Genomic DNA, 19,663 nt, shown 5'->3' on the forward strand with positions numbered 1-19,663 from the left:
AGTTATATGAAAACATTCATATAATTTACTTATGATGATGTAAGAAGTGGTAAATAGCACCAATCATTCCTGCGCAATTACCGTTTTGTGCAAGTTCAATCTCACAATTACTATAAATCTCTTTGTTTAAATATTTTTCTATCTCTTCTTTTACTTCTTTTAAGAACTGATTTCCTCTACCAGTAATTCCTCCACCTATAACAATCATTTCTGGATTAAAAATATAAGCAAGATTACTAATTCCAATCGCTAAATGTTTAAAGAAAACCTCAACCGCTTGCGTAACTTCTCTATCTCCTTTATCATACAGTTCGAAAATCGTTTTTCCATTCCAATCACTTTCACCTTTATATTTTCGCACAAGACGAATTAACCCTGAAATGGAAGCGACCTCTTCAAACTGCTTTCCTTCTATTAACATATTTCCCCATTCACCAGCACTAAAAGAATGTCCCCTGTATAACTCTCCATCTATAAAAATCGCTCCTCCAATACCAGTTCCAAGAGTAAGCATAATAAAATTTCTTTTTCCGTTTCCAATACCTTTCCACTTCTCACCCAAAGCTGCACAATTCACATCATTTTCAAGAGACACAGGAACTTGTAATACCTCTTGCAATCTATCGATAATAGGAATAGTCGCGTAGTTCGGAATATGCTCCACCCCTCCCGTTACAACTCCTTTATGAATATTAACAATTCCCGCAGTACTAATGCCAATTCCTGAAATCGTATGTTCATTCATTAATTGTTTGGATAGAAGAATAAGTTTTTGAATGATTTGTTCCCCACCCAAATGAATTTCTGTTGAAACTGTTTTATGCTTTCGTACTGTTCCTGTTTCTGAAACAATTCCATATTTGATTTGTGTACCACCAATATCAAATGCAATATATTCTTTCATCTGCTGTCACTTCCTCTATTGTAATGCGTGTAACATTCTCACCACTCTACTATTATAAAGAATTTACACTAACTCTTTTCTCTCTTCAGAAATACACCACCTTTTTCTATATATAGTTTTTTTTGCATAAAACTCTTTTTCCTAAGAAATATTACAAAGGGATGTATTTTAGATGGAATATTAATTTCTTAGGAGGAAAACAATGACGAAAATCTTCATTTTAGCATCAACACTCTCTTTATCTTTTTTTAGCGGTTTAAATATCGGTAATGCAGCAACGGAAAACTTCTCTCCAGCAACAAACGCAATTGTACAAAATAACGATCATTTAGCAGAAGGCAACTCAAAAGATAATAATAAACCACCAGGAAACAATGGTTCTCAGGACGATAGTGGTTCTGGCGGCAACAGTTCTGGTGGTAACGGTTCTGGTGGCAGTGGTTCCGGTGATAACGGCTCTGGCGGCAACGGCTCCGGTGGCAGTGGTTCCGGTGGTAACGGTTCTGGTGGCAGTGGTTCCGGTGATAACGGCTCTGGCGGCAACGGTTCTGGTGGCAACGGCTCCGGTGGCAGTGGTTCCGGTGGTAACGGTTCTGGTGGTAGTGGTTCCGGTGATAACGGCTCTGGTGGCAATGGCTCCGGTGGCAACGGCTCTGGTGGCAACGGCTCCGGTGGTAACGGCTCTGGTGGCAACGGCTCTGGCGGCAACGGCTCTGGTGGCAATGGTTCTGGTGGCAATGGTTCTGGCGGCAACGGTTCTAGCGGTAACGGTTCTGGTGGCAGTGGTTCTGGCGGCAATGGTTCCGGTGATAACGGTTCTGGCGGCAACGGCTCTGGTGGTAATGGTTCTGGTGGTAACGGTTCTGGTGGTAACGGTTCTGGTGGCAGTGGTTCTAGCGGCAGTGGTTCTGGCGGCAGTGGTTCTGGTGATAACGGTTCTGGTGGTAATGGCTCCGGTGGTAATGGCTCTGGTGGCAATGGTTCTGGTGGCAATGGTTCTGGTGGCAATGGCTCTGGTGGCAACGGCTCTGGTGGCAACGGCTCTGGTGGCAACGGCTCTGGTGGCAATGGTTCTGGTGGCAATGGCTCTGATGGCAACGGCTCTCAAGGTGGTAACGGCTCTCAAGGTGGTAACCGTGTTAAAGGCGATAACAGTTCTCAAGGCGGCAACCGCGTTAAAGGCGATAGCAGCTCTCAGGGGGGCAACGGTTCTCAAGGTGGCAATGTAAAAGATAATGAGAAAAAACAAGGCGATAAGTTACCTAATACGGCAACACATTATCCTGCATCTATTTTAATGGGAATTTCAACATTCCTAATCGGTATGTTACTATTTATTCGCCGTAAAAATGCAAAATAAAACACATCCTTCCATCTAAAACATACATGAAGCAAATTGTAAAACTAAAAAGGACTTTGGATTGCATTTTATTATGCAGCCCAAAGTCCTTTTCATCTTCTATCAAAAAGCGCATTAATACGCTTTTCCCCAATACACCATTTGTTTAGCTTCTTTCCCACAACAAATACATTCATCAGCTACATGCTCTTGCTCAAAAGGCATACAACGTGAAGATACTCCAACCTCTTCTTTTAGTTTCTCTTCACAAGCCAATTCTCCGCACCACATTGCCTTAATAAATCCTTGCTTTTCATCCGCTACTTTTTTCATCTCTTCGAAATTCGTCGCACTATACGTATTCTCATCGCGAAATACTTTTGCCTTATTAAATAAAGAATTATGAATTTCCTCAAGTAATGCTGGAATACGTTCTTCTAATTGATCCATTGATATAAATTCTTTTTCTTTCGTATCTCTTCTTACAAGTACGACTTGATTCTTTTCAATATCTTTAGGGCCAACTTCTAATCGAATTGGAATGCCCTTCATTTCATACTCATTGAATTTCCAGCCTGGTGTTTTATTACTAGCATCTATTTTTACTCGTGCAACCTTTTGAATATGTTCTTGTAACTCTGTTGCTTTCGCTAAAACTCCTTCTTTATGCTGAGCAATTGGTACAATAACAACTTGCACTGGCGCAACTTTAGGAGGCATTACAAGCCCATTATTATCACTATGAACCATAATAAGTCCACCTATCATTCTTGTTGATACACCCCAAGATGTTTGGTGTACATATTGCCACTTACCGTTACGATCTAAAAACTTAATATCAAATGCTTCAGAGAAATTCGTTCCAAAGTTATGAGATGTTCCTGTTTGAAGTGCTTTCCCATCATGCATTAAGCTTTCAATCGTATAAGTCGCCTTTGCGCCCGCAAATTTTTCTTTCTCTGTTTTTTGTCCTTTAATTACTGGTATCGCTAAGTAGTCTTCACAGAAAGAAGCATATAGATTTAAAATATGTAACGTTTCAGCTTGAGATTCTTCTGCTGTTTCATGAATTGTATGACCCTCTTGCCATAAGAATTCAGTTGTACGAAGGAATGGTCGCGTCGTTTTCTCCCAACGAACTACTGAACACCACTGATTATATAGCTTTGGCAAATCATTATAGGATTGCACAATTTTTGAAAAATGTTCACAGAATAAAGTTTCAGATGTAGGGCGTACACAAAGTCTCTCCGCTAATTTTTCATCCCCGCCATGTGTCACCCACGCTACTTCAGGAGCAAACCCTTCTACATGATCCTTCTCTTTTTGCAATAAACTCTCTGGGATAAACATTGGCATATACACATTTTCATGACCAGTTGCTTTTAACTTCTCATCCATAACTTTCTGCATATTTTCCCATAAGGCATAACCGTACGGACGTAGAATCATACATCCTTTTACACTTGAATAATCAACAAGTTCTGCTTTTTTTACAATATCTGTGTACCACTGTGCAAAATCCTCTTCCATCTTCGTAATCGCTTGTACTTGTTCTTTTGCCATAGTCAGTCTTCCTCCTTTTGAAAATACAAAAAAGCCCGCGTCCCTAAATAGGGACCGAGCTTTGCCGGCGTTACCACCCTGATTCATGCACAAAAATTGCGCATGCTCTCTTTTTGATAACGGGAAATTCCCGCTGCATATGCAGAACTCAAAGGTAGGTTCCATATCGCCTTTTTAAGAATCTTTCAGCCTACTGGATTCTCTCTCTGCTAAAAAGGTTGAACATGTACTAGTCCTTTCTCATCGTTATAACGAAATAAATTTGTTGATTATCATAATACAAATTCTTTTTTAAAACAATAGCTAATTTTCTCATTTTTATATATTCTTTTCATTTTTTGCAGTTTTATACGTAGCTTTTTCTCGTGATTTTTAAAAGTTGATGTGCAATCATACCGATAAGTGTACCAAGTAGAACGAAGAAACCAATAAATCCATATCCCATTCCTTCCCATCCACCAATCACCATCATTGTAACCGGAAAGGATGCTAAGCAAAGAAGTATTAAACTAAGTGCAAATATAATATCGAACTGTTTGTTTGGAAACCGTTTCTTTAGTAAATACGAAATAGCAAATACAAGAATAATCGTAATTCCGCCAATGATATAAAAGATACTAAATTCATCTAGCCAATCCACAGTATTCCCTCCTTCCATTCATTCCCTTATACTTAATTATATGTTTAACTTTTCTGAAAATAAATAATAAATTTTTACCTAGAAATATATTTTTATTACTAGGTATTAATAGTAATATATAAGAATAGGTTTTATATAATCAGGAGGGAACTTTATGGATAAAGCATTAACAAATCACGTCATTATTTTATCTTTCGATTGCTTATCAGCTTTAGATTTTCCTATATTACAAAAACTTCCTAATTTCCAAACATTAATAAACAAGGGCGCGATGGCGAGAAAAGTGGAACCTATTTATCCTTCTGTAACATACCCAAGTCACTCAACAATCGTTACTGGAAACTACCCTAATAAACATGGCGTAGTTAGCAATACGTTACTTCAACCTGGACGCGAGTCACCAGATTGGCATTGGTACCGAAAATCCATTAAAGGAACAACGTTATACGATGAAGCACGTAAAGCAAATTTAACGACAGCTGCCCTTCTATGGCCTGTTACCGGCAGAGCAAATATTGATTACAATTTACCTGAAATTTTTCCAAATAGACCGTGGCAAAATCAAATTTTAGTTTCATTATTTAGCGGTAGCCCGCTATATCAATTAGATTTGAATCAGCGTTTTGGTCATATAAGAAATGGTTTATCACAGCCTGAACTCGATGATTTCGTACTCGCTTCTGCTGTGCATACAATTCAGACGAAAAAGCCGAATGTCATGTTTGTACATTTCACCGATTTAGACACCCAAAGACACTATCACGGCTTTGAATCAAAAGAAACAATAGCTGCAATTCATAGACACGATGAACGGCTAGGAAAAATTATTCAAGCTTTAAAAGACAGTAACCTATACGAAGAGAGTACAATTATCGCTCTTGGTGATCATAGCGCTTTAAGTGAAAACAAAGCCATTCAATTAAATGTACTATTCCATCAAAACGAGCTTATATCTATAAACTCAAAAGGAAAATTAATAGACTGGAAGGTCTATTGCCAAAGTTGCGACGGCTCTGCCTATGTATATGTGAAAGACAAAAATGATACAGATACCATTCGAAAAGTACAACTACTACTTGAAGAATTACTTCAAAATAAACAAAACGGTATTGAATTTATACTACATGATGAAGCTGTAAAAGACTGCGGTGCAGATGGTAATTGTTTATTTATGTTGGAAGCACAAGAAGGCTATTATTTCACTGAAAACTATACAGGAGATTTTATAAAGGAAATTACTGAAAAAGATGTTACGCCTAGTAAAAAATATACATTTGGTACGCATGGATACTCTCCAACAAAACCTAACTATGAAACAATTTTTATCGCTGCTGGGAAAGGGATAAAAAGCGGCATTACCATTCCATATATGAGGCTTATTGATGAAGGTCCGACTATCGCTAGACTACTCGGTTTACACTTAGGTGAAACAGACGGATCAATTGTAGAGGATTTACTTCAATTGTAAAGAACTGTGTATATATGTAAAAGTTATGTAAAAATCATCACTGTTTCTCTTTTTATAATTTTTATTTTTGTACACTGTTAGTAGAACAAATTTAAGGGGGAACATTATATGAAAAAAATGTCCAGACAAGAAAAAAGCTGGATATTATACGATTGGGCGAACTCGGTATATTCGCTCGTCATTACAACTGCATTATTCCCAATTTACTTTAAAGCAGCCGCAAAAGAAGCTGGACTATCTGGTGCAACTTCAACAGCATATTGGGGATATGCAAACTCGTTCGCTACACTTTTAATTTCTATACTTGCTCCTATTCTCGGCACAGTTGCTGATTATAAAGGGTTTAAAAAACGATTTTTCACATTCTTCTTCGGACTCGGCATCGTATTTACAAGTATGCTAGCAGTCGTCCCAACATCTCAGTGGTACTTATTACTAGGCTGCTATATGCTAGCACTAATCGGTTTTGCGGGAGCAAACATTTTTTATGATGCATTTTTAGTAGATGTTACCTCTAAAGATAGAATGGACCAAATTTCTACAAGAGGCTTTGCATTAGGCTATATTGGGAGCACCATTCCTTTTATCGGTTGTATCGCTCTTATTATTCTTGCTCAAAAAGGAACTATCCCTTTATCAGTCGGCATCGCTAGTCAAATTTCATTCGCGATAACAGCTCTTTGGTGGGGATTGTTTACAATTCCAATGCTAAAAAACGTAGAGCAAACGCACTATATTGAACGCGATCCAAGACCAATTGCAATGAGCTTCAAACGCCTTGCTGATACTTTTAAAAATATTAAAGAATATAAAACAGTCTTTATGTTCCTAATCGCCTATTTCTTCTACATTGACGGGGTCGATACAATTATTACTATGTCTACCGCTTACGGAACAGATCTCGGTATTAGTGCAACGAATCTATTAATCATCTTATTTGTTACACAAATTGTAGCTTGTCCATTCGCTTTATTATACGGAAAATTATCAGAAACATTTACAGGGAAAAAAATGCTATATGTCGGTATTATTATTTATATCATTATCTGCACATATGCTTATTTCTTAAAAACAACACTCGATTTCTGGATTTTAGCAATGTTAGTTGCCACTTCTCAAGGTGGTATTCAAGCGCTTAGTCGGTCCTATTTTGCAAAACTAGTACCTAAAGAATCTGCAAATGAATTCTTCGGATTTTATAATATATTTGGCAAGTTCGCAGCGATTATGGGTCCCGTATTAGTCGGTGTTACAACGCAATTAACGGGAAAAACAAACGCTGGTGTCCTTAGTATTATTGTACTGTTCGTTATCGGCGGATTTTTATTAACTAGAGTTCCTGAAAATAGTACATCCGTTACACCACCTAGTCCAAAAACGAAAACGCTATAAGAAAAAGATCCTCTTCATATGAGAAGAGGATCTTTTTCTTATTTTATCGATAACGTCTTACAATTAAAAATTCTACAGCCGGCTTTACAACTATCGCAGCGCATAACGCAAACAAAAGCGGTATGTTATGAAAATCAATCCATTTATTAAAACCTACCGATGCGAAAAACAAACCAAAAATTAATACAACAAGTACATAATACGTAACATTTGCACTTGTTTTTAATACATGCTTTTCTACATCTTCTTTCTCCTCCGTTGTCCCTTCCACATTATGCGATGCCAAACTTTTAAACATATAATGTAATGCGATGCTACAAATAAATAGTGCATACCAGTTTACTTGAAGTTCAATTAACCAATAATAAAGTGCAAACACTAACGTACTTATAGCCACTAATGTCGTAACTACAAGGCTTATTTTCTCTTTCCCCAACAACTATTCCCCCTACAGCTTGTACAAAAATAGTTTATCAACAGTTGTTCCTAATACTTCAGCTAAACGGAATGCTAACGCTAAGCTTGGATCATATTTATTATTCTCAATTGCATTTATCGTCTGTCTTGAAACTTTACACTTATCAGCTAATGCACCTTGTGAAATATTGTTTTCAGTGCGTAATTCATAAATTTGATTTTTCACATCTTTTCTCCTAACATGTAAAATCGTTTTTACAACATTAGTATATAGTCGGTACATTTCATTGTCAAAAGACTGCCACAAGAAAAGGGAGCAATTCTGCTCCCTTACAATGGTTATTTCGAGGCTAACGAATTTGTTAGTTCCTCTTTATTAGCGACATCTTCTTTATTTATTTGCATGCGTAGAACTGGCCCTATCGCAAATAAAATAAGTGACATTGCTATACAAAATACAGTAACTAGTGAGGTCATCTCCTTCAATCCTCCAGCTAGTGAAGTTCCAATTAACATTGCCCCCATAAACAGTGGCAAAATTGTTCCATTTACTCTTCCAATCATATTTTCTGGTACAAGTTGAATCATAAGCGTACCGACAACGATATTAACACAAGCTAAACAAATACCTGTTCCAAACCTCATGAAACTAGTAAGCCAAAATGATGTAGATAGCCCTTCTACTAAAAATGATATTGCTAATATGCTCATACCGAATACAAACATCTTTTTCGGATTCACTTTTGAAGCAAAAACTGCAGCAACAATCCCACCGACTAACATACCGATTCCATCAGCTGCGGCTAAATATTGAACTGCTTCTTTTTCCATTCCAAGCCGTTCTATTACAAGAAACACTTCTAATGGATTTGTTAGTCCAACAGCTAAGCCCATAATGGTGAAAGTGATCGTAATCATACGTAAATTTTTCGTATGAAGAACATATTTCCACCCCTCTTTTATATCATTTTTCAATGAATCTCTCGCCACTTGCTCTTGTTCCACCCATTTTGGTAAAAACGAAAGAGCAATAGCAGATAACAAAAATAAAATGATTAAGCTATATAGTGACGTAAATAAACCAAGTTGTGTGTACACAAGCGATCCTACTACTGGTCCAAAAATCAGAAATAATGACTGTAATGTTTGATTAAATGCAATCGCATTTGCTACCTGTTCTTCTTTTACGTAGCGCTTAAATATACGCGAAGATGATGGCTGAGAAAACTGACCTACAATCGCGGAAATGAGTGTTGCAAAAAATATAGCCTGCCAATAATCTAACTTTAACAACAAGACAATTCCTACAATAGACAGTACACTTAATACATCTCCAGCAACCATCGTTCTTTTCGGATTCCAGCGATCAGCTAGCGCCCCACCGATAAACGAGAAAATAAAAATAGGTGCATATTCCATAACCGATAACAAAGAAACTGAAACTGGATCATTATTCGTTCGCTCCATTATGAAATATAAAAGAGCCATATTTCTGATCCAAATTGCAAATTGTTGTAAAATATCAGACGCCATAACGAGCATAAATGCTCGGTTTTTAAATAAAGCGTTCATTTTCATTCCCCTTTCATAAACCGACCGTTCGGTCTAATTAATTTTGTAAGAAAAGCAACTGACTTATTATTCAGCTGCCATTCCTTTTAACAATACATCTATTGCCTTTTTATAAATACGTTGCAACTCTTTATAATCTAACTCGTAGTAAAGTACTCCAAGCCCCGATAATAATCCATTCACAATATACATAAGATCACGCGTATTATCTTCACGAAACTCTCCAGACTGTATGCCTGCTTCAATTAGTTTCTCAAACATAACATATGATTCTCTAGTTAAAGCCAATAGTTCATCCAAAATCTCTTTACTTACAACTTGGCTCATAGAGAATTCCTCTATTGCATTTGAAATGGGCTGCTGTATGTCCTCGACATGATATTCCGCGAGACCATATAGTTTTTCAGTATTCGTACTATACAACTTCTCTTTTTCATTCCATTTTTCAAGCCAATCATACGTATGCTGTTTCACTACAAATAAAAATAATTCTTCTTTACTTTTAAAGTGATAATAAATGCTTCCTTTACTTCTCTCTGTAATTTCACAAATCTCTTCCATAGATGTAGCTGCATAGCCCTTCTGTGAAAACAGACTTTCTGCTTTATAGGCAATTTCTTTCTTTATCTCTTCTGCGCTTCTTCTCATATTCACACCTCTTTAAACCGACCGTTCAGTCTAATAATAACAAATTAAAAACCTCTATCGCAAGAGGCTATATTCCTTATTTAAGAAAACGTACTTTCAAACCACGTTCGAATCATATGTATGATTCCAATTTTAAATCCTAATTTAACAAGAACTACGCCTCCCGCAGCTAATAAAAATAACACTACTTTCCCCTTGTTTTTCACTTTCAGTTCCCTTTTCATTTCTATTCCCCTTAGTACGTTAAAAATATTAATCAAACGTTTGTTTAACTGTTGTTATGCATATGTAAGCCAACTAATCAAACGTTTGTTTAAAAAGAAATACGCCCGTTATAGGGCGTATTCTCATCAATCACCGCCGCCTCCGCCACCATCGCAGCTACCTCCGCTATCTCCGCCAAAAGATCCCCCACAATCATGTGATCCTCCATGCGAGCTATCATTATCAGATCCAGCAAAGAAAAATAATGGTGATGAGTTGTTAGATGAATTATGAATGTTATTTTGTTTCGTAAGATTTACCTTCTTTTTGTTTGATCGAACTGCTGTTACGATCGTTCCAACTACAACAAATAATAGTATGACAATAATAAATTCCATATAAAAGCCTCCCTTAATCTTCGAATAATTGAATGGTTCTTTCTAGATTTTCAAGTGAAATGAAGCGCGATTCACGAAGGATCTCTTTTCCATTATAAAATAATAAAACTGTTGGCCCTGTAAATACTGCATATCGCCCCGCAATTTCTTGCATGTCTTGTAGTAATATTTCTACTTTCTCTACGTATTCATAATTCTCTAGTACACCATTTACTTTTCTTAGCATAACATCACAAACACCACAATTTTCCGTTTTAATAAAGAGCAGCACTAATTGTTGTTCTTCAATATATGTTGCTAATTCTTCGATCGTTTCAAATGTATTCATCTTATCCCTCTTAGCGTAATTTACGAAATACTTTACCCTGATACATACGAAAAGCTGAACTATCTTTAATCTTTCTCTTTTCCATTACCTGCTGAAAACGAAGCATTTTTGCTGTTAACTCTTCTTGTAATTCTTTTCTCTCTGCTTCATCATAACAGCACGCAATTAAGTCTTGTATTTTTAATATATCTTTTTGTAGTTCCATTTCTGGTGGAATCATGCCCGCATTTTTTAAAATTTTATAACTCATTCTAAGTTCTGGAGGTACCATTGAAAGGTCTTCTAATTGTAGTGGTTTTCCTTTTCCCGGAATATGATCAAGGTCTCCATTCCGTATTGCTTGTCGAATTTTTTCTTCAGCAATGTTCAAAAAGACATCCACACCATTCGCTCCTTTACATATTTTTACTATTATTTTACATGATATTTTCTCATCTTGCTACGCTATTACAAATTGACCCCATACAATTTTTTCTCAAATTTAATTACGAGGAGCCTTTTCCCCCCTAATCAATATTTTATTTTCATGTGTAATCTGTATTAAAGCCACTTCATATTGAGAAAGTCTTTTCGAGTCCAATAAAGCGTTTACACCAAATCTTACATTTGCTACGATTTAATCACCCCCAGCTCCCTTGTATAGACTTCGTGATGTCTGATCATTTTTATCAAGCTTTAATACGTCTAGATTCATTTTGGTTTATTGGCGCATGCCTTTAAATATATTTTTTATTTTGAAAGGAGAAATGACTATGAAATCAAAAAAATTCACGTTGCTATTACTATCCCTACTACTCTTCTTACCTCTTTTTCTCACAAACTTTATTACTCCAAATTTCGCATTAGCAGATTCACCAAAGCAAGGTCAAAAAATTGTTGGGTATTTTCCTTCGTGGGGCATTTACGGACGTAATTATCAAGTTGCAGACATTGATGCATCAAAGCTAACTCATTTAAACTATGCTTTCGCTGATATTTGCTGGAATGGAAAACATGGAAACCCTTCTACTCACCCCGATAATCCAAATAAACAAACGTGGAACTGTAAAGAATCTGGTGTACCACTGCAAAATAAAGAGGTCCCTAATGGCACTCTCGTACTCGGCGAACCATGGGCTGATGTCACAAAATCTTATCCAGGATCGGGTACAACTTGGGAAGATTGTGATAAATATGCCCGCTGCGGAAATTTCGGAGAACTGAAACGATTAAAAGCTAAGTACCCTCACTTAAAAACAATTATTTCAGTTGGTGGCTGGACTTGGTCTAACCGTTTTTCTGATATGGCCGCTGATGAAAAAACAAGAAAAGTATTCGCTGAATCTACAGTAGCTTTTCTTCGCGAATATGGATTTGATGGCGTGGATTTAGACTGGGAATACCCGGGTGTTGAAACGATTCCTGGTGGTAGTTATCGTCCTGAAGATAAACAAAACTTCACCCTACTCCTTCAAGATGTTCGAAATGCATTAACAAAAGCTAGTGCAGAAGATGGGAAACAATATTTACTAACAATCGCTTCAGGTGCAAGCCAACGTTATGCGGATCATACAGAGCTAAAGAAGATCTCTCAAATACTGGATTGGATTAATATTATGACATATGATTTCCACGGTGGATGGGAAGCTACTTCTAACCATAATGCAGCACTATACAAAGATCCAAATGACCCAGCAGCGGATACAAAATTTTACGTAGATGGTGCGATAGACATTTATACAAATGAAGGGGTTCCAGCGGATAAACTCGTATTAGGTGTACCTTTTTACGGACGTGGATGGAAAAGTTGCGGAAAAGAAAATAATGGGCAATACCAACCTTGTAAACCAGGTAGTGACGGAAAGCTAGCTTCTAAAGGTACTTGGGATGATTATTCTACCGGTGACACAGGTGTCTACGATTACGGTGATTTAGCAGCTAATTATGTGAATAAAAATGGTTTTGTTCGCGGATGGAACGATGTAGCAAAAGTACCTTATTTATATAATGCGACTACAGGAGCGTTTATTAGCTATGATGACAACGAATCTATGAAATATAAAACAGACTATATAAAGACAAAGGGTTTAAGTGGCGCAATGTTTTGGGAACTAAGCGGGGATTGCCGTACAAGTCCAAAATATAGTTGTAGTGGACCAAAATTACTTGATACGTTAGTAAAAGAATTACTTGGTGGACCTATTGCTCAAAAAGATACTGAGCCCCCAACAAACGTAAAAAATATTGCTGTTACAAATAAAAATTCAAACTCAGTTCAATTAAACTGGACTGCATCTACTGATAATGTAGGAGTTACGGAATATGAAATTAATGCCGGAGAAGAAAAATGGAGTACAACAACAAATAGTATTACAATTAAAAACTTAAAACCTAATACAGAATATACCTTTTCAGTATTAGCAAAGGATGCTGCTGGGAATAAATCACAGCCTACTTCTATTCTTGTAAAAACAGATGCCGTTAACACAACACCTCCTGATGGAAATGGGAATGCTACCTTTTCAGTCACTTCAAATTGGGGAAGTGGTTACAACTTCTCGATTGTAATTAAAAATAGTGGAACGACCCCTATTAAAAACTGGAAATTAGAATTTGATTATAACGGCAATTTAACACAAGTTTGGGATTCTAAAATTAGTAGTAAAATAAATAATCATTACGTAATTACGAATGCAGGATGGAATGGTGAAATTCCTCCTGGTGGATCGATTACAATCGGAGGAGCAGGAACAGGCAATCCTGCTGAACTTTTAAATGCATCTATTAGCGAAAACTAAACGTAACCTCCATTAATTATTTCACTAAAGTTTGAATTTAGGTTTGAATGCTCTGACCTAAATTCAAACTTTTAATTTTATGAAAAATCGCAAATCTATATTACGATAACCTATTATAATTATATTTGGTTTCTAATATGAAGTTCATGTGAAGTTCATCTGAATTTTACATGAATTTCCTTTAAGTTCTATTGTCTTCCTATACTAATCACATTATCCTTTACATATAGGAATTATTTTTCATTCCACTTTAAACTATCTATATATACAAAGAAAAGATAGTCGCCTATTAGGGAAAGGCATCTAAATATAAACATAACATAAGAAAAAGCACGCTTATAAGCGCACCATAAGAGTGCTTCTTCATACAATTCTCATGTAAGAGTTCTCGAAAATCATGTTAATCACAAAGAAAAGGCATTAGCTTATATAAGCTAATGCCTTTTCTTTGTGATTATTGTTCAGCGTTCCATTCTTCTATATTCCATACTTTTGTGATCCACGCTTCATAGAAAGAAGGCTCATGTGAGACAAGTAAAACTGTTCCTGTATATTGTTGTAACGCTTCCTGCAAAGACTTCTTTGTTTCTACATCCAAATGATTAGTCGGTTCATCTAAAATTAAAACATTGCTTTTCGTTACGATAAGTTCACATAAACGCACTTTCGTTTGTTCTCCACCGCTTAATAAACGAATAGGTTTTAACACGTGCTCTTCTTTCAAACCACACTTTGCTAATGCTTGGCGTACTTCTTTCCTTGTCATATCTGGTCGTTCTGCCCAAACTTTCTCTAATGGTGTTGTTTCTGAAGCAAACTCTTCCTGTGCAAAATAGGCAGGATTTACTCGCTCGCCAACAGAAATTGAACCACTTAGCGGCTTTATTTGGCCTAATAACGTTTTTAACATCGTCGTTTTTCCGATTCCATTATGTCCAACAATCGCTATCTTTTCTCCCTTTTTCACTTGTAAATTCAACTCTGGACATAACGGATCACTATAACCTATCCTTAGTTTCTCAGCCTGCAATATACGACTTACTGGCTCCTCATAAACAGTAAAATCAAAACGGGATCGAGTTACATGATTAACCTTTTCAATCCTTTGCATTTTCTCTAATACTTTCTCTCGACTCTTAGCCTGTTTCGCTTTTCGAATTTTATTTTTTTGAATAAACGTTTCTAACTGAGCAATTTCTTTTTGTTGTTTCACATGCGCCGATTGTAATTGTTTCCTTTGTAATTGATAACTTTGCACAAATTTTTCATAATTTCCTACGTACCGCTTCACTTTCCGTTCTTCTAGATGATAAATAACATTCGTAATACTGTTCAAAAATACTTCGTCATGTGAAATGATCACATAAGCTTTTTCATACAGTCTCAAATACGATTGCAACCATTCTATATGAGCTGTATCTAAATAGTTTGTTGGCTCATCTAGCAATAAAACATCAGCTTTTTCTAAAAGGAGCTTCCCAAGTAATAACTTCGTTCGCTGTCCTCCACTTAACTGTGAAACATCCTTTTTCAAACCTATTTCAAATAAGCCTAAGCCGATTGCTACTTCTTCAATTTCTGTATGAATTTGATAGAAATTAGAACTTTCCAATATAGTTTGTAATTCTCCATACTTTACTAACAGTTTTTCTATCTCTCCTGCCCCATTCATTTCTTCAGCAATTTTTAACATTTCACACTCAATCGCATACAGATTAGAAAATGCACTTTGTAAGTATCCCTCAATTGTTGTTCCTTCTTGTAAATCCATATGCTGCTGTAAAAAACCTATCTTCACATGTGGGAACCATTCAATGTTTCCGTCATCATGTATAAGTTCTCCTGTTAAAATCCTTAACAATGTTGATTTTCCAATTCCATTTTTCCCAACTAATCCAACATGCTCGCCCTTTAATAGTCGAAAACACGCATTATATAAAATGGTTTTCTCACCATACGAATGACTTAAATTTTCTACTGTTAATATACTCATTTTTTTCTCTCCTCTACTTATAGTTCATAAGCTAAATAGAGAGAACAACAGTATAAAGCCTTATTTAATTGTATATATAAAAAATAGGTAAGGTGAATACACCTTACCCATTACATATTATCGTAAAAAAGGATTAAGGTTCTTTACCTGCTGTCTTCAATTTAGCTTAATTGTTAAAAATGGGCAGACTTCTCCCGCATCAAGCTAAAACCATTTGAAGAACAGTTGATAAAGTCATTTTATCCTTTCACTCCTTTAACATTTGTTATATTAAGAGTATAAACCACTCTGTTATATTCTATTCTCTATTTTTTCTTTTGTTCCTTCTCCGTTTTTTCATTTTCTGCGTAAATTTCTTTATACATCTTTTCTAATGCATATGGACTTGTAAAGATGAGCGTTAACGATTTCCACATATAAATTCTTCTTTGTAGTTCTATCCCATACTCTTTACTAACCATATTTTTCACTTCTGGAATATGTTCTTCGTTTTGAAACTGTTGTACAGACTTCAATTCATTCGTTTTAAAATCTGTTAAAAACCCTATTACAGTTCGTCCATGTTCCTGCGACCTTTCTTCTAAATCAAACTGAATGGAATGAACAAAACCTAAAACGTGAAAGATTTGAGCATGCAACCCGACAGCAGCACGCTGTTCCATTAAGTTGTAGCACTCTCGTTTTAACTCTTCTACCATTTCTAAAGAATTTCTATTAACTTTTCTTTTGCCAACAAACATAATTTTTACAATATGAGCGACTGCTCCCATACTTTTCAATACACTCTCTAAAACTTCTACCGCATCTTCCACATAACCAGTTGAAATTATAGAATGAATAAATTCATCTAATAGCGCTTGAAACTTTTTAACTAAATGTAAATCACGTAATTCTGGAACATCTTTTCTCAATTGATCCCGGCCTTGCACCCACTTTAAAACTTCTGTCATTTCTTCTTCTCTTAATTCATGATGTTCCATACCATACTTCATTAATAAGATATGATTTTTTAATAAGGACTTTCCTTCTTCAAGATTATCAGCAGTTAACGAATCAACTATTTGCTCTATAGATTTCATCTTTCTCCCCCTATATAAAAAAGCCTCTTAACAGTAATTATACCAATAACTGTTAAAAGGCTTTTTCTATTTTTTCATATACGGAGCTAATACTCTCAGAATTTCTTCCTTATCCTTCTTTAACTCAAGTGATGTTAACATATCCATCGTTCTCGGCCTAGGTAATTTCACTTGTACCTCACCAACTATTGATGCTGGTCTTTGAGATAAAATAAATATGCGGTCCGAAAGCAAGATTGCCTCATCTAAGTCATGTGTGACCATAACGATTGTTTGCTTCTCTTGGTGCCAAGAGTTTAAAAGCCAGCTATGTACTTCCATTTTTGTAAAGGCATCTAATTTTCCAAAAGGCTCATCAAGTAGCATAATTGGCTTTTCACATAAATATGTGCGCAGAAAACTAATTCTTTGACGCATACCACCAGACAATTCATCTGGATAATGGTCTGCATATTCATCTAGTTCAAACTGCTTTAATGCTTCCATTCCCTCTGTTAGCCTTTGTTTTTTCGGTTTCCCTTCGATTTCCAATGGAAGAACTATATTTTGCAAAGCTGATCGCCACGGCAGTAATAAATCCTGTTGCGGCATATAACTTACAACATCTTGCTCTTGCATTTGTTTATCGTTATACGTTACATCCCCACTTGTTGGATTTTCAACATTTGCAATCATATTTAATAATGTGCTTTTCCCGCAACCACTCGGTCCTACAAAGGATACAAACTCTCCCTCTCGTATAGAAGCACTAATATTTGCTAATACATTCTTTCCATCGAAAGATTTCACAATATCTTTTATTTGTAATCCACTCATTTTTCGCTTGGAAGGAACTCATTTGTAAAGGCATCTTTTACATCAATCTTCTTCTTAATAACTTTGTTATCATATAAGAAATTCATGTAATTCGTCCAAACTTCTTCCTTCTGTACTCCCCATGCTTTTGCATCATCTTGATACTTCGTACTTAACCACTTTTGACTTTCTTGTACTAAGTCTTTATTTACATCTGGAACAGCTTTAATTAAAATATCAGCAGCTTCTTTCGGCTCTTTAATTGCAAAATTATACCCTTCTGTCGTTGCACTCATAAACTTTTTCACAAAGTCTTTATCTTGCTTCGTATGTTTTTCACTCGTAATCATAACAGGACTATAGAAATCAAGCGCTGGATCTAAGTCCTTCACCATAATCGTATTTAACTCTTTTCCTTGGCGCTTCGCTTCAATTCCATCCCATCCGTAATAAATCCATTCAAAGTCTGCATCACGGCCGATTGATTTAAAGAAATCGGTTTGTCCTAAGATGATTTTTTCAACTTTATTAAAATCAGCTTGATGTTTCTCCATAATTGTCTTCAACGTTGCTTCTTCTGCTGGTCCTCCCCAACCTCCGTAACGTTTACCTTCAAAATCTTTCGGTGAAGTCATGTTATCTTTCTTAAGCGATGCAAAAGCTGAAGTGTTATGCTGAATAATCGCTCCGACAGATACAACAGGAATACCTTCCACACGAGCCAACGTTACATTTTCTTGTGCGCTTATTGCGAAGTCAGCCTTTCCTGAAGCTATCATTTGCTCCGCTGTCACATTATCACCAGGCTGAATAATTTCTACATCTAAGCCTTGCTTTTTATAATAATCTTTCGCTTGCGCTACATATAAGCCAGTATGGTTCGTATTTGGAAACCAATCTAATACTACTTTTACTTTTTGATCTTTACTTGCACTATCTTCTTTCTTCGCCGGATTACATCCAGCCACACCTACTGCTAATAAGGCAGCCAACATAACTTTTAAACCTTTTTTCATTTTCTGCCGTCCTTTCTATATATCCATGGTGCTGTTATTCTTGCCATAAACTCCACGATAAAATACAGGCATAATGTCACCATAACAATAATTGCTGCCACACCAAATACTCGGGCTGTTAAAAAGGATTTTGTAGCTCGCGTAAGCATAACTCCTAACCCTTCACTGGCACCGAGCCATTCCCCAATAATCGCTCCCATTACGCTATATGTAACTGCAATTTTTAACCCTGAGAAAAAGTACGGAAGCACTGCTGGAAACTTTACTTTCTGGTAAACTTGCCATTTCGTTGCCTTCATCGTTTGCAACAACTTCAACATATTTTTATCTACCGTTTGAAAACCTTCTAAAATGCTAAGCGCAATCGGGAAGAAACAAACGAGTATGACTACCATTACTTTCGGTAGCATTCCATATCCAAACCAAATAATAAATAACGGTGCAAGTACAACGATTGGAATCGTTTGCGAAATAACAAGCAACGGATTTATTAAAATACGAAATAAAGGGATAATATCCATAATAATTGCAATACTTGTCCCAATTAAAATCGCAAAAAACAGTCCGATTAGAACCTCTTGTAACGTTTGCATCGTATTCGGTAATAGTAAATCTTTCATTCCAATTAATTCTTGAACAATGGCAGAAGGCTTCGGTAAAATCCACGGTTCAATTTTAAATAATGAAACAGATCCTTCCCATATCGCAATGAGAAGGATAAGCCAAATAGTTGTAATTATTTTAGATTGCTTCTGGTTTTGCATATTCATCACGGTACTTCCAAACCTTTTCATCTATCGTTACACCAGTGCTTGGACGATAATGGATTTTAATAGAAGTAATCACTTCCTCTGCTCCAGCATCCACACACGCTTGTTGTGCACGTTTAATGACATCAAGAAGTACATCTAATTCTCCTTCCAGCGTTGTTTCCATTGCCCCTACTTCATAACGAACTCCCGATTGTTGTACAACCTCAATTGCTTTATCAACAACAGAATACACATCTTTGTGCTTCGCTTGTGGTACTACTGAAAATGAAATTGTAACTTGTTGTGACATAGTAAAATCCCCCTTATGAAATTAAATTTTAAAACAAGAAAAGGCTTTCCTACTACGTAGGAAAG

General features: G+C 36.2%; 21 protein-coding genes and 1 other annotated feature. Of the genes, 4 read left to right on the plus strand and 17 right to left on the minus strand.

The features are described 5' to 3' along the window. Positions 1–25: 25 nt before the first annotated feature. Entirely contained in the window at positions 26–904 is an 879-nt protein-coding gene (locus FOT98_RS17790) for an ROK family protein (protein WP_063261375.1), read from the minus strand. A 202-nt stretch (positions 905–1,106) separates the two neighbouring features. Between FOT98_RS17790 and FOT98_RS32965 the strand changes: the two genes are divergently transcribed. Next, complete coding sequence (locus FOT98_RS32965) at positions 1,107–2,264, plus strand: cell wall anchor protein (protein ID WP_144291098.1); 1,158 nt, start codon at positions 1,107–1,109, stop codon at positions 2,262–2,264. Between the two features lie 114 nt (positions 2,265–2,378). Here FOT98_RS32965 and proS read toward each other — a convergent pair whose 3' ends face one another. Continuing rightward, the gene (gene proS / locus FOT98_RS17800; RefSeq protein WP_063262166.1) at positions 2,379–3,809 is read right to left on the minus strand and encodes a proline--tRNA ligase; all 1,431 of its coding nucleotides are present in this window, start codon (positions 3,807–3,809) and stop codon (positions 2,379–2,381) included. A gap of 46 nt (positions 3,810–3,855) precedes the next feature. Then, positions 3,856–4,062: a binding site (T-box leader), on the minus strand. A gap of 93 nt (positions 4,063–4,155) precedes the next feature. Beyond that, positions 4,156–4,449 (minus strand): YesK-like family protein, encoded by a 294-nt coding sequence (locus tag FOT98_RS17805; protein WP_073518143.1) that lies wholly within the window; start codon positions 4,447–4,449, stop codon positions 4,156–4,158. A gap of 154 nt (positions 4,450–4,603) precedes the next feature. Here FOT98_RS17805 and FOT98_RS17810 point away from each other — a divergent pair, with 154 nt between their 5' ends. Then, the gene (locus FOT98_RS17810; RefSeq protein WP_063262167.1) at positions 4,604–5,917 is read left to right on the plus strand and encodes an alkaline phosphatase family protein; all 1,314 of its coding nucleotides are present in this window, start codon (positions 4,604–4,606) and stop codon (positions 5,915–5,917) included. A gap of 108 nt (positions 5,918–6,025) precedes the next feature. Next, the gene (locus tag FOT98_RS17815; protein ID WP_063262168.1) at positions 6,026–7,309 is read left to right on the plus strand and encodes an MFS transporter; all 1,284 of its coding nucleotides are present in this window, start codon (positions 6,026–6,028) and stop codon (positions 7,307–7,309) included. Between the two features lie 43 nt (positions 7,310–7,352). On the opposite strand, the gene FOT98_RS17820 is transcribed toward FOT98_RS17815, so the two are convergent. The 8 genes from FOT98_RS17820 to FOT98_RS17855 all read right to left on the minus strand — a co-directional run bounded on the left by FOT98_RS17820 (position 7,353) and on the right by FOT98_RS17855 (position 11,258). Continuing rightward, positions 7,353–7,745, minus strand: a complete 393-nt coding sequence (locus FOT98_RS17820) for a hypothetical protein (RefSeq protein WP_061676696.1) — start codon at positions 7,743–7,745, stop codon at positions 7,353–7,355. 12 nt (positions 7,746–7,757) lie between these two features. After that, positions 7,758–8,009, minus strand: coding sequence for a helix-turn-helix transcriptional regulator (locus FOT98_RS17825; RefSeq protein WP_080119822.1), 252 nt, complete (start codon positions 8,007–8,009; stop codon positions 7,758–7,760). Between the two features lie 56 nt (positions 8,010–8,065). After that, on the minus strand, positions 8,066–9,298 hold the full coding sequence (locus FOT98_RS17830) for an MFS transporter (protein WP_063262169.1): 1,233 nt from the start codon (positions 9,296–9,298) through the stop codon (positions 8,066–8,068). Between the two features lie 66 nt (positions 9,299–9,364). Continuing rightward, a complete protein-coding gene (locus tag FOT98_RS17835; protein WP_001254436.1) occupies positions 9,365–9,946 on the minus strand; it encodes a TetR/AcrR family transcriptional regulator in 582 nt (193 codons plus the stop codon). A gap of 80 nt (positions 9,947–10,026) precedes the next feature. Continuing rightward, positions 10,027–10,170 carry a hypothetical protein gene (locus FOT98_RS17840; protein WP_000817921.1) on the minus strand — a complete coding sequence of 48 codons (144 nt, stop codon included), beginning with the start codon at positions 10,168–10,170 and terminating at the stop codon, positions 10,027–10,029. Positions 10,171–10,296: 126 nt separating this feature from the next. Beyond that, positions 10,297–10,548 carry a hypothetical protein gene (locus FOT98_RS17845; protein ID WP_000394367.1) on the minus strand — a complete coding sequence of 84 codons (252 nt, stop codon included), beginning with the start codon at positions 10,546–10,548 and terminating at the stop codon, positions 10,297–10,299. A gap of 13 nt (positions 10,549–10,561) precedes the next feature. Further along, positions 10,562–10,876, minus strand: coding sequence for a thioredoxin family protein (locus tag FOT98_RS17850; RefSeq protein WP_063262170.1), 315 nt, complete (start codon positions 10,874–10,876; stop codon positions 10,562–10,564). A gap of 10 nt (positions 10,877–10,886) precedes the next feature. Then, entirely contained in the window at positions 10,887–11,258 is a 372-nt protein-coding gene (locus FOT98_RS17855; protein WP_063262171.1) for a DnaJ family domain-containing protein, read from the minus strand. 370 nt (positions 11,259–11,628) lie between these two features. On the opposite strand from FOT98_RS17855, the gene FOT98_RS17860 reads away from it, so the two are divergent. After that, positions 11,629–13,653 (plus strand): glycosyl hydrolase family 18 protein, encoded by a 2,025-nt coding sequence (locus FOT98_RS17860; protein WP_063262172.1) that lies wholly within the window; start codon positions 11,629–11,631, stop codon positions 13,651–13,653. A 454-nt stretch (positions 13,654–14,107) separates the two neighbouring features. Here FOT98_RS17860 and FOT98_RS17865 read toward each other — a convergent pair whose 3' ends face one another. From FOT98_RS17865 to FOT98_RS17890, 6 genes are all read right to left on the minus strand, one after another. Continuing rightward, entirely contained in the window at positions 14,108–15,646 is a 1,539-nt protein-coding gene (locus FOT98_RS17865) for an ABC-F family ATP-binding cassette domain-containing protein (RefSeq protein WP_063262173.1), read from the minus strand. A gap of 305 nt (positions 15,647–15,951) precedes the next feature. Continuing rightward, a complete protein-coding gene (locus tag FOT98_RS17870; protein WP_063262174.1) occupies positions 15,952–16,725 on the minus strand; it encodes a hypothetical protein in 774 nt (257 codons plus the stop codon). A 66-nt stretch (positions 16,726–16,791) separates the two neighbouring features. Then, positions 16,792–17,541 (minus strand): ABC transporter ATP-binding protein, encoded by a 750-nt coding sequence (locus FOT98_RS17875; RefSeq protein WP_063262175.1) that lies wholly within the window; start codon positions 17,539–17,541, stop codon positions 16,792–16,794. After that, on the minus strand, positions 17,538–18,536 hold the full coding sequence (locus FOT98_RS17880) for an ABC transporter substrate-binding protein (protein WP_063262176.1): 999 nt from the start codon (positions 18,534–18,536) through the stop codon (positions 17,538–17,540). The genes FOT98_RS17875 and FOT98_RS17880 overlap by 4 nt, the downstream gene beginning before the upstream one ends. Continuing rightward, a complete protein-coding gene (locus FOT98_RS17885) occupies positions 18,533–19,306 on the minus strand; it encodes an ABC transporter permease (protein WP_061676687.1) in 774 nt (257 codons plus the stop codon). Before FOT98_RS17885 ends, FOT98_RS17880 begins: the two co-directional genes overlap by 4 nt. Beyond that, entirely contained in the window at positions 19,278–19,598 is a 321-nt protein-coding gene (locus FOT98_RS17890) for an MTH1187 family thiamine-binding protein (RefSeq protein ID WP_061676686.1), read from the minus strand. The genes FOT98_RS17885 and FOT98_RS17890 overlap by 29 nt, the downstream gene beginning before the upstream one ends. Positions 19,599–19,663: the final 65 nt, after the last annotated feature.

It is taken from the genome of Bacillus sp. HY001, from assembly GCF_007558965.1.
GTDB lineage: Bacteria > Bacillota > Bacilli > Bacillales > Bacillaceae_G > Bacillus_A > Bacillus_A mobilis.

Coding starts and splice junctions, on each gene's coding strand:
- FOT98_RS17790 (WP_063261375.1), bottom strand. CDS start 904: ATGAAAGAATATATTGCATTTGATATTGGTGGTACACAAATCAAATAT.
- FOT98_RS32965 (WP_144291098.1), top strand. CDS start 1,107: ATGACGAAAATCTTCATTTTAGCATCAACACTCTCTTTATCTTTTTTT.
- proS (WP_063262166.1), bottom strand. CDS start 3,809: ATGGCAAAAGAACAAGTACAAGCGATTACGAAGATGGAAGAGGATTTT.
- FOT98_RS17810 (WP_063262167.1), top strand. CDS start 4,604: ATGGATAAAGCATTAACAAATCACGTCATTATTTTATCTTTCGATTGC.
- FOT98_RS17815 (WP_063262168.1), top strand. CDS start 6,026: ATGAAAAAAATGTCCAGACAAGAAAAAAGCTGGATATTATACGATTGG.
- FOT98_RS17825 (WP_080119822.1), bottom strand. CDS start 8,009: ATGTACCGACTATATACTAATGTTGTAAAAACGATTTTACATGTTAGG.
- FOT98_RS17830 (WP_063262169.1), bottom strand. CDS start 9,298: ATGAACGCTTTATTTAAAAACCGAGCATTTATGCTCGTTATGGCGTCT.
- FOT98_RS17835 (WP_001254436.1), bottom strand. CDS start 9,946: ATGAGAAGAAGCGCAGAAGAGATAAAGAAAGAAATTGCCTATAAAGCA.
- FOT98_RS17840 (WP_000817921.1), bottom strand. CDS start 10,170: ATGAAAAGGGAACTGAAAGTGAAAAACAAGGGGAAAGTAGTGTTATTT.
- FOT98_RS17845 (WP_000394367.1), bottom strand. CDS start 10,548: ATGGAATTTATTATTGTCATACTATTATTTGTTGTAGTTGGAACGATC.
- FOT98_RS17850 (WP_063262170.1), bottom strand. CDS start 10,876: ATGAATACATTTGAAACGATCGAAGAATTAGCAACATATATTGAAGAA.
- FOT98_RS17860 (WP_063262172.1), top strand. CDS start 11,629: ATGAAATCAAAAAAATTCACGTTGCTATTACTATCCCTACTACTCTTC.
- FOT98_RS17865 (WP_063262173.1), bottom strand. CDS start 15,646: ATGAGTATATTAACAGTAGAAAATTTAAGTCATTCGTATGGTGAGAAA.
- FOT98_RS17870 (WP_063262174.1), bottom strand. CDS start 16,725: ATGAAATCTATAGAGCAAATAGTTGATTCGTTAACTGCTGATAATCTT.
- FOT98_RS17875 (WP_063262175.1), bottom strand. CDS start 17,541: ATGAGTGGATTACAAATAAAAGATATTGTGAAATCTTTCGATGGAAAG.
- FOT98_RS17880 (WP_063262176.1), bottom strand. CDS start 18,536: ATGAAAAAAGGTTTAAAAGTTATGTTGGCTGCCTTATTAGCAGTAGGT.
- FOT98_RS17885 (WP_061676687.1), bottom strand. CDS start 19,306: ATGAATATGCAAAACCAGAAGCAATCTAAAATAATTACAACTATTTGG.
- FOT98_RS17890 (WP_061676686.1), bottom strand. CDS start 19,598: ATGTCACAACAAGTTACAATTTCATTTTCAGTAGTACCACAAGCGAAG.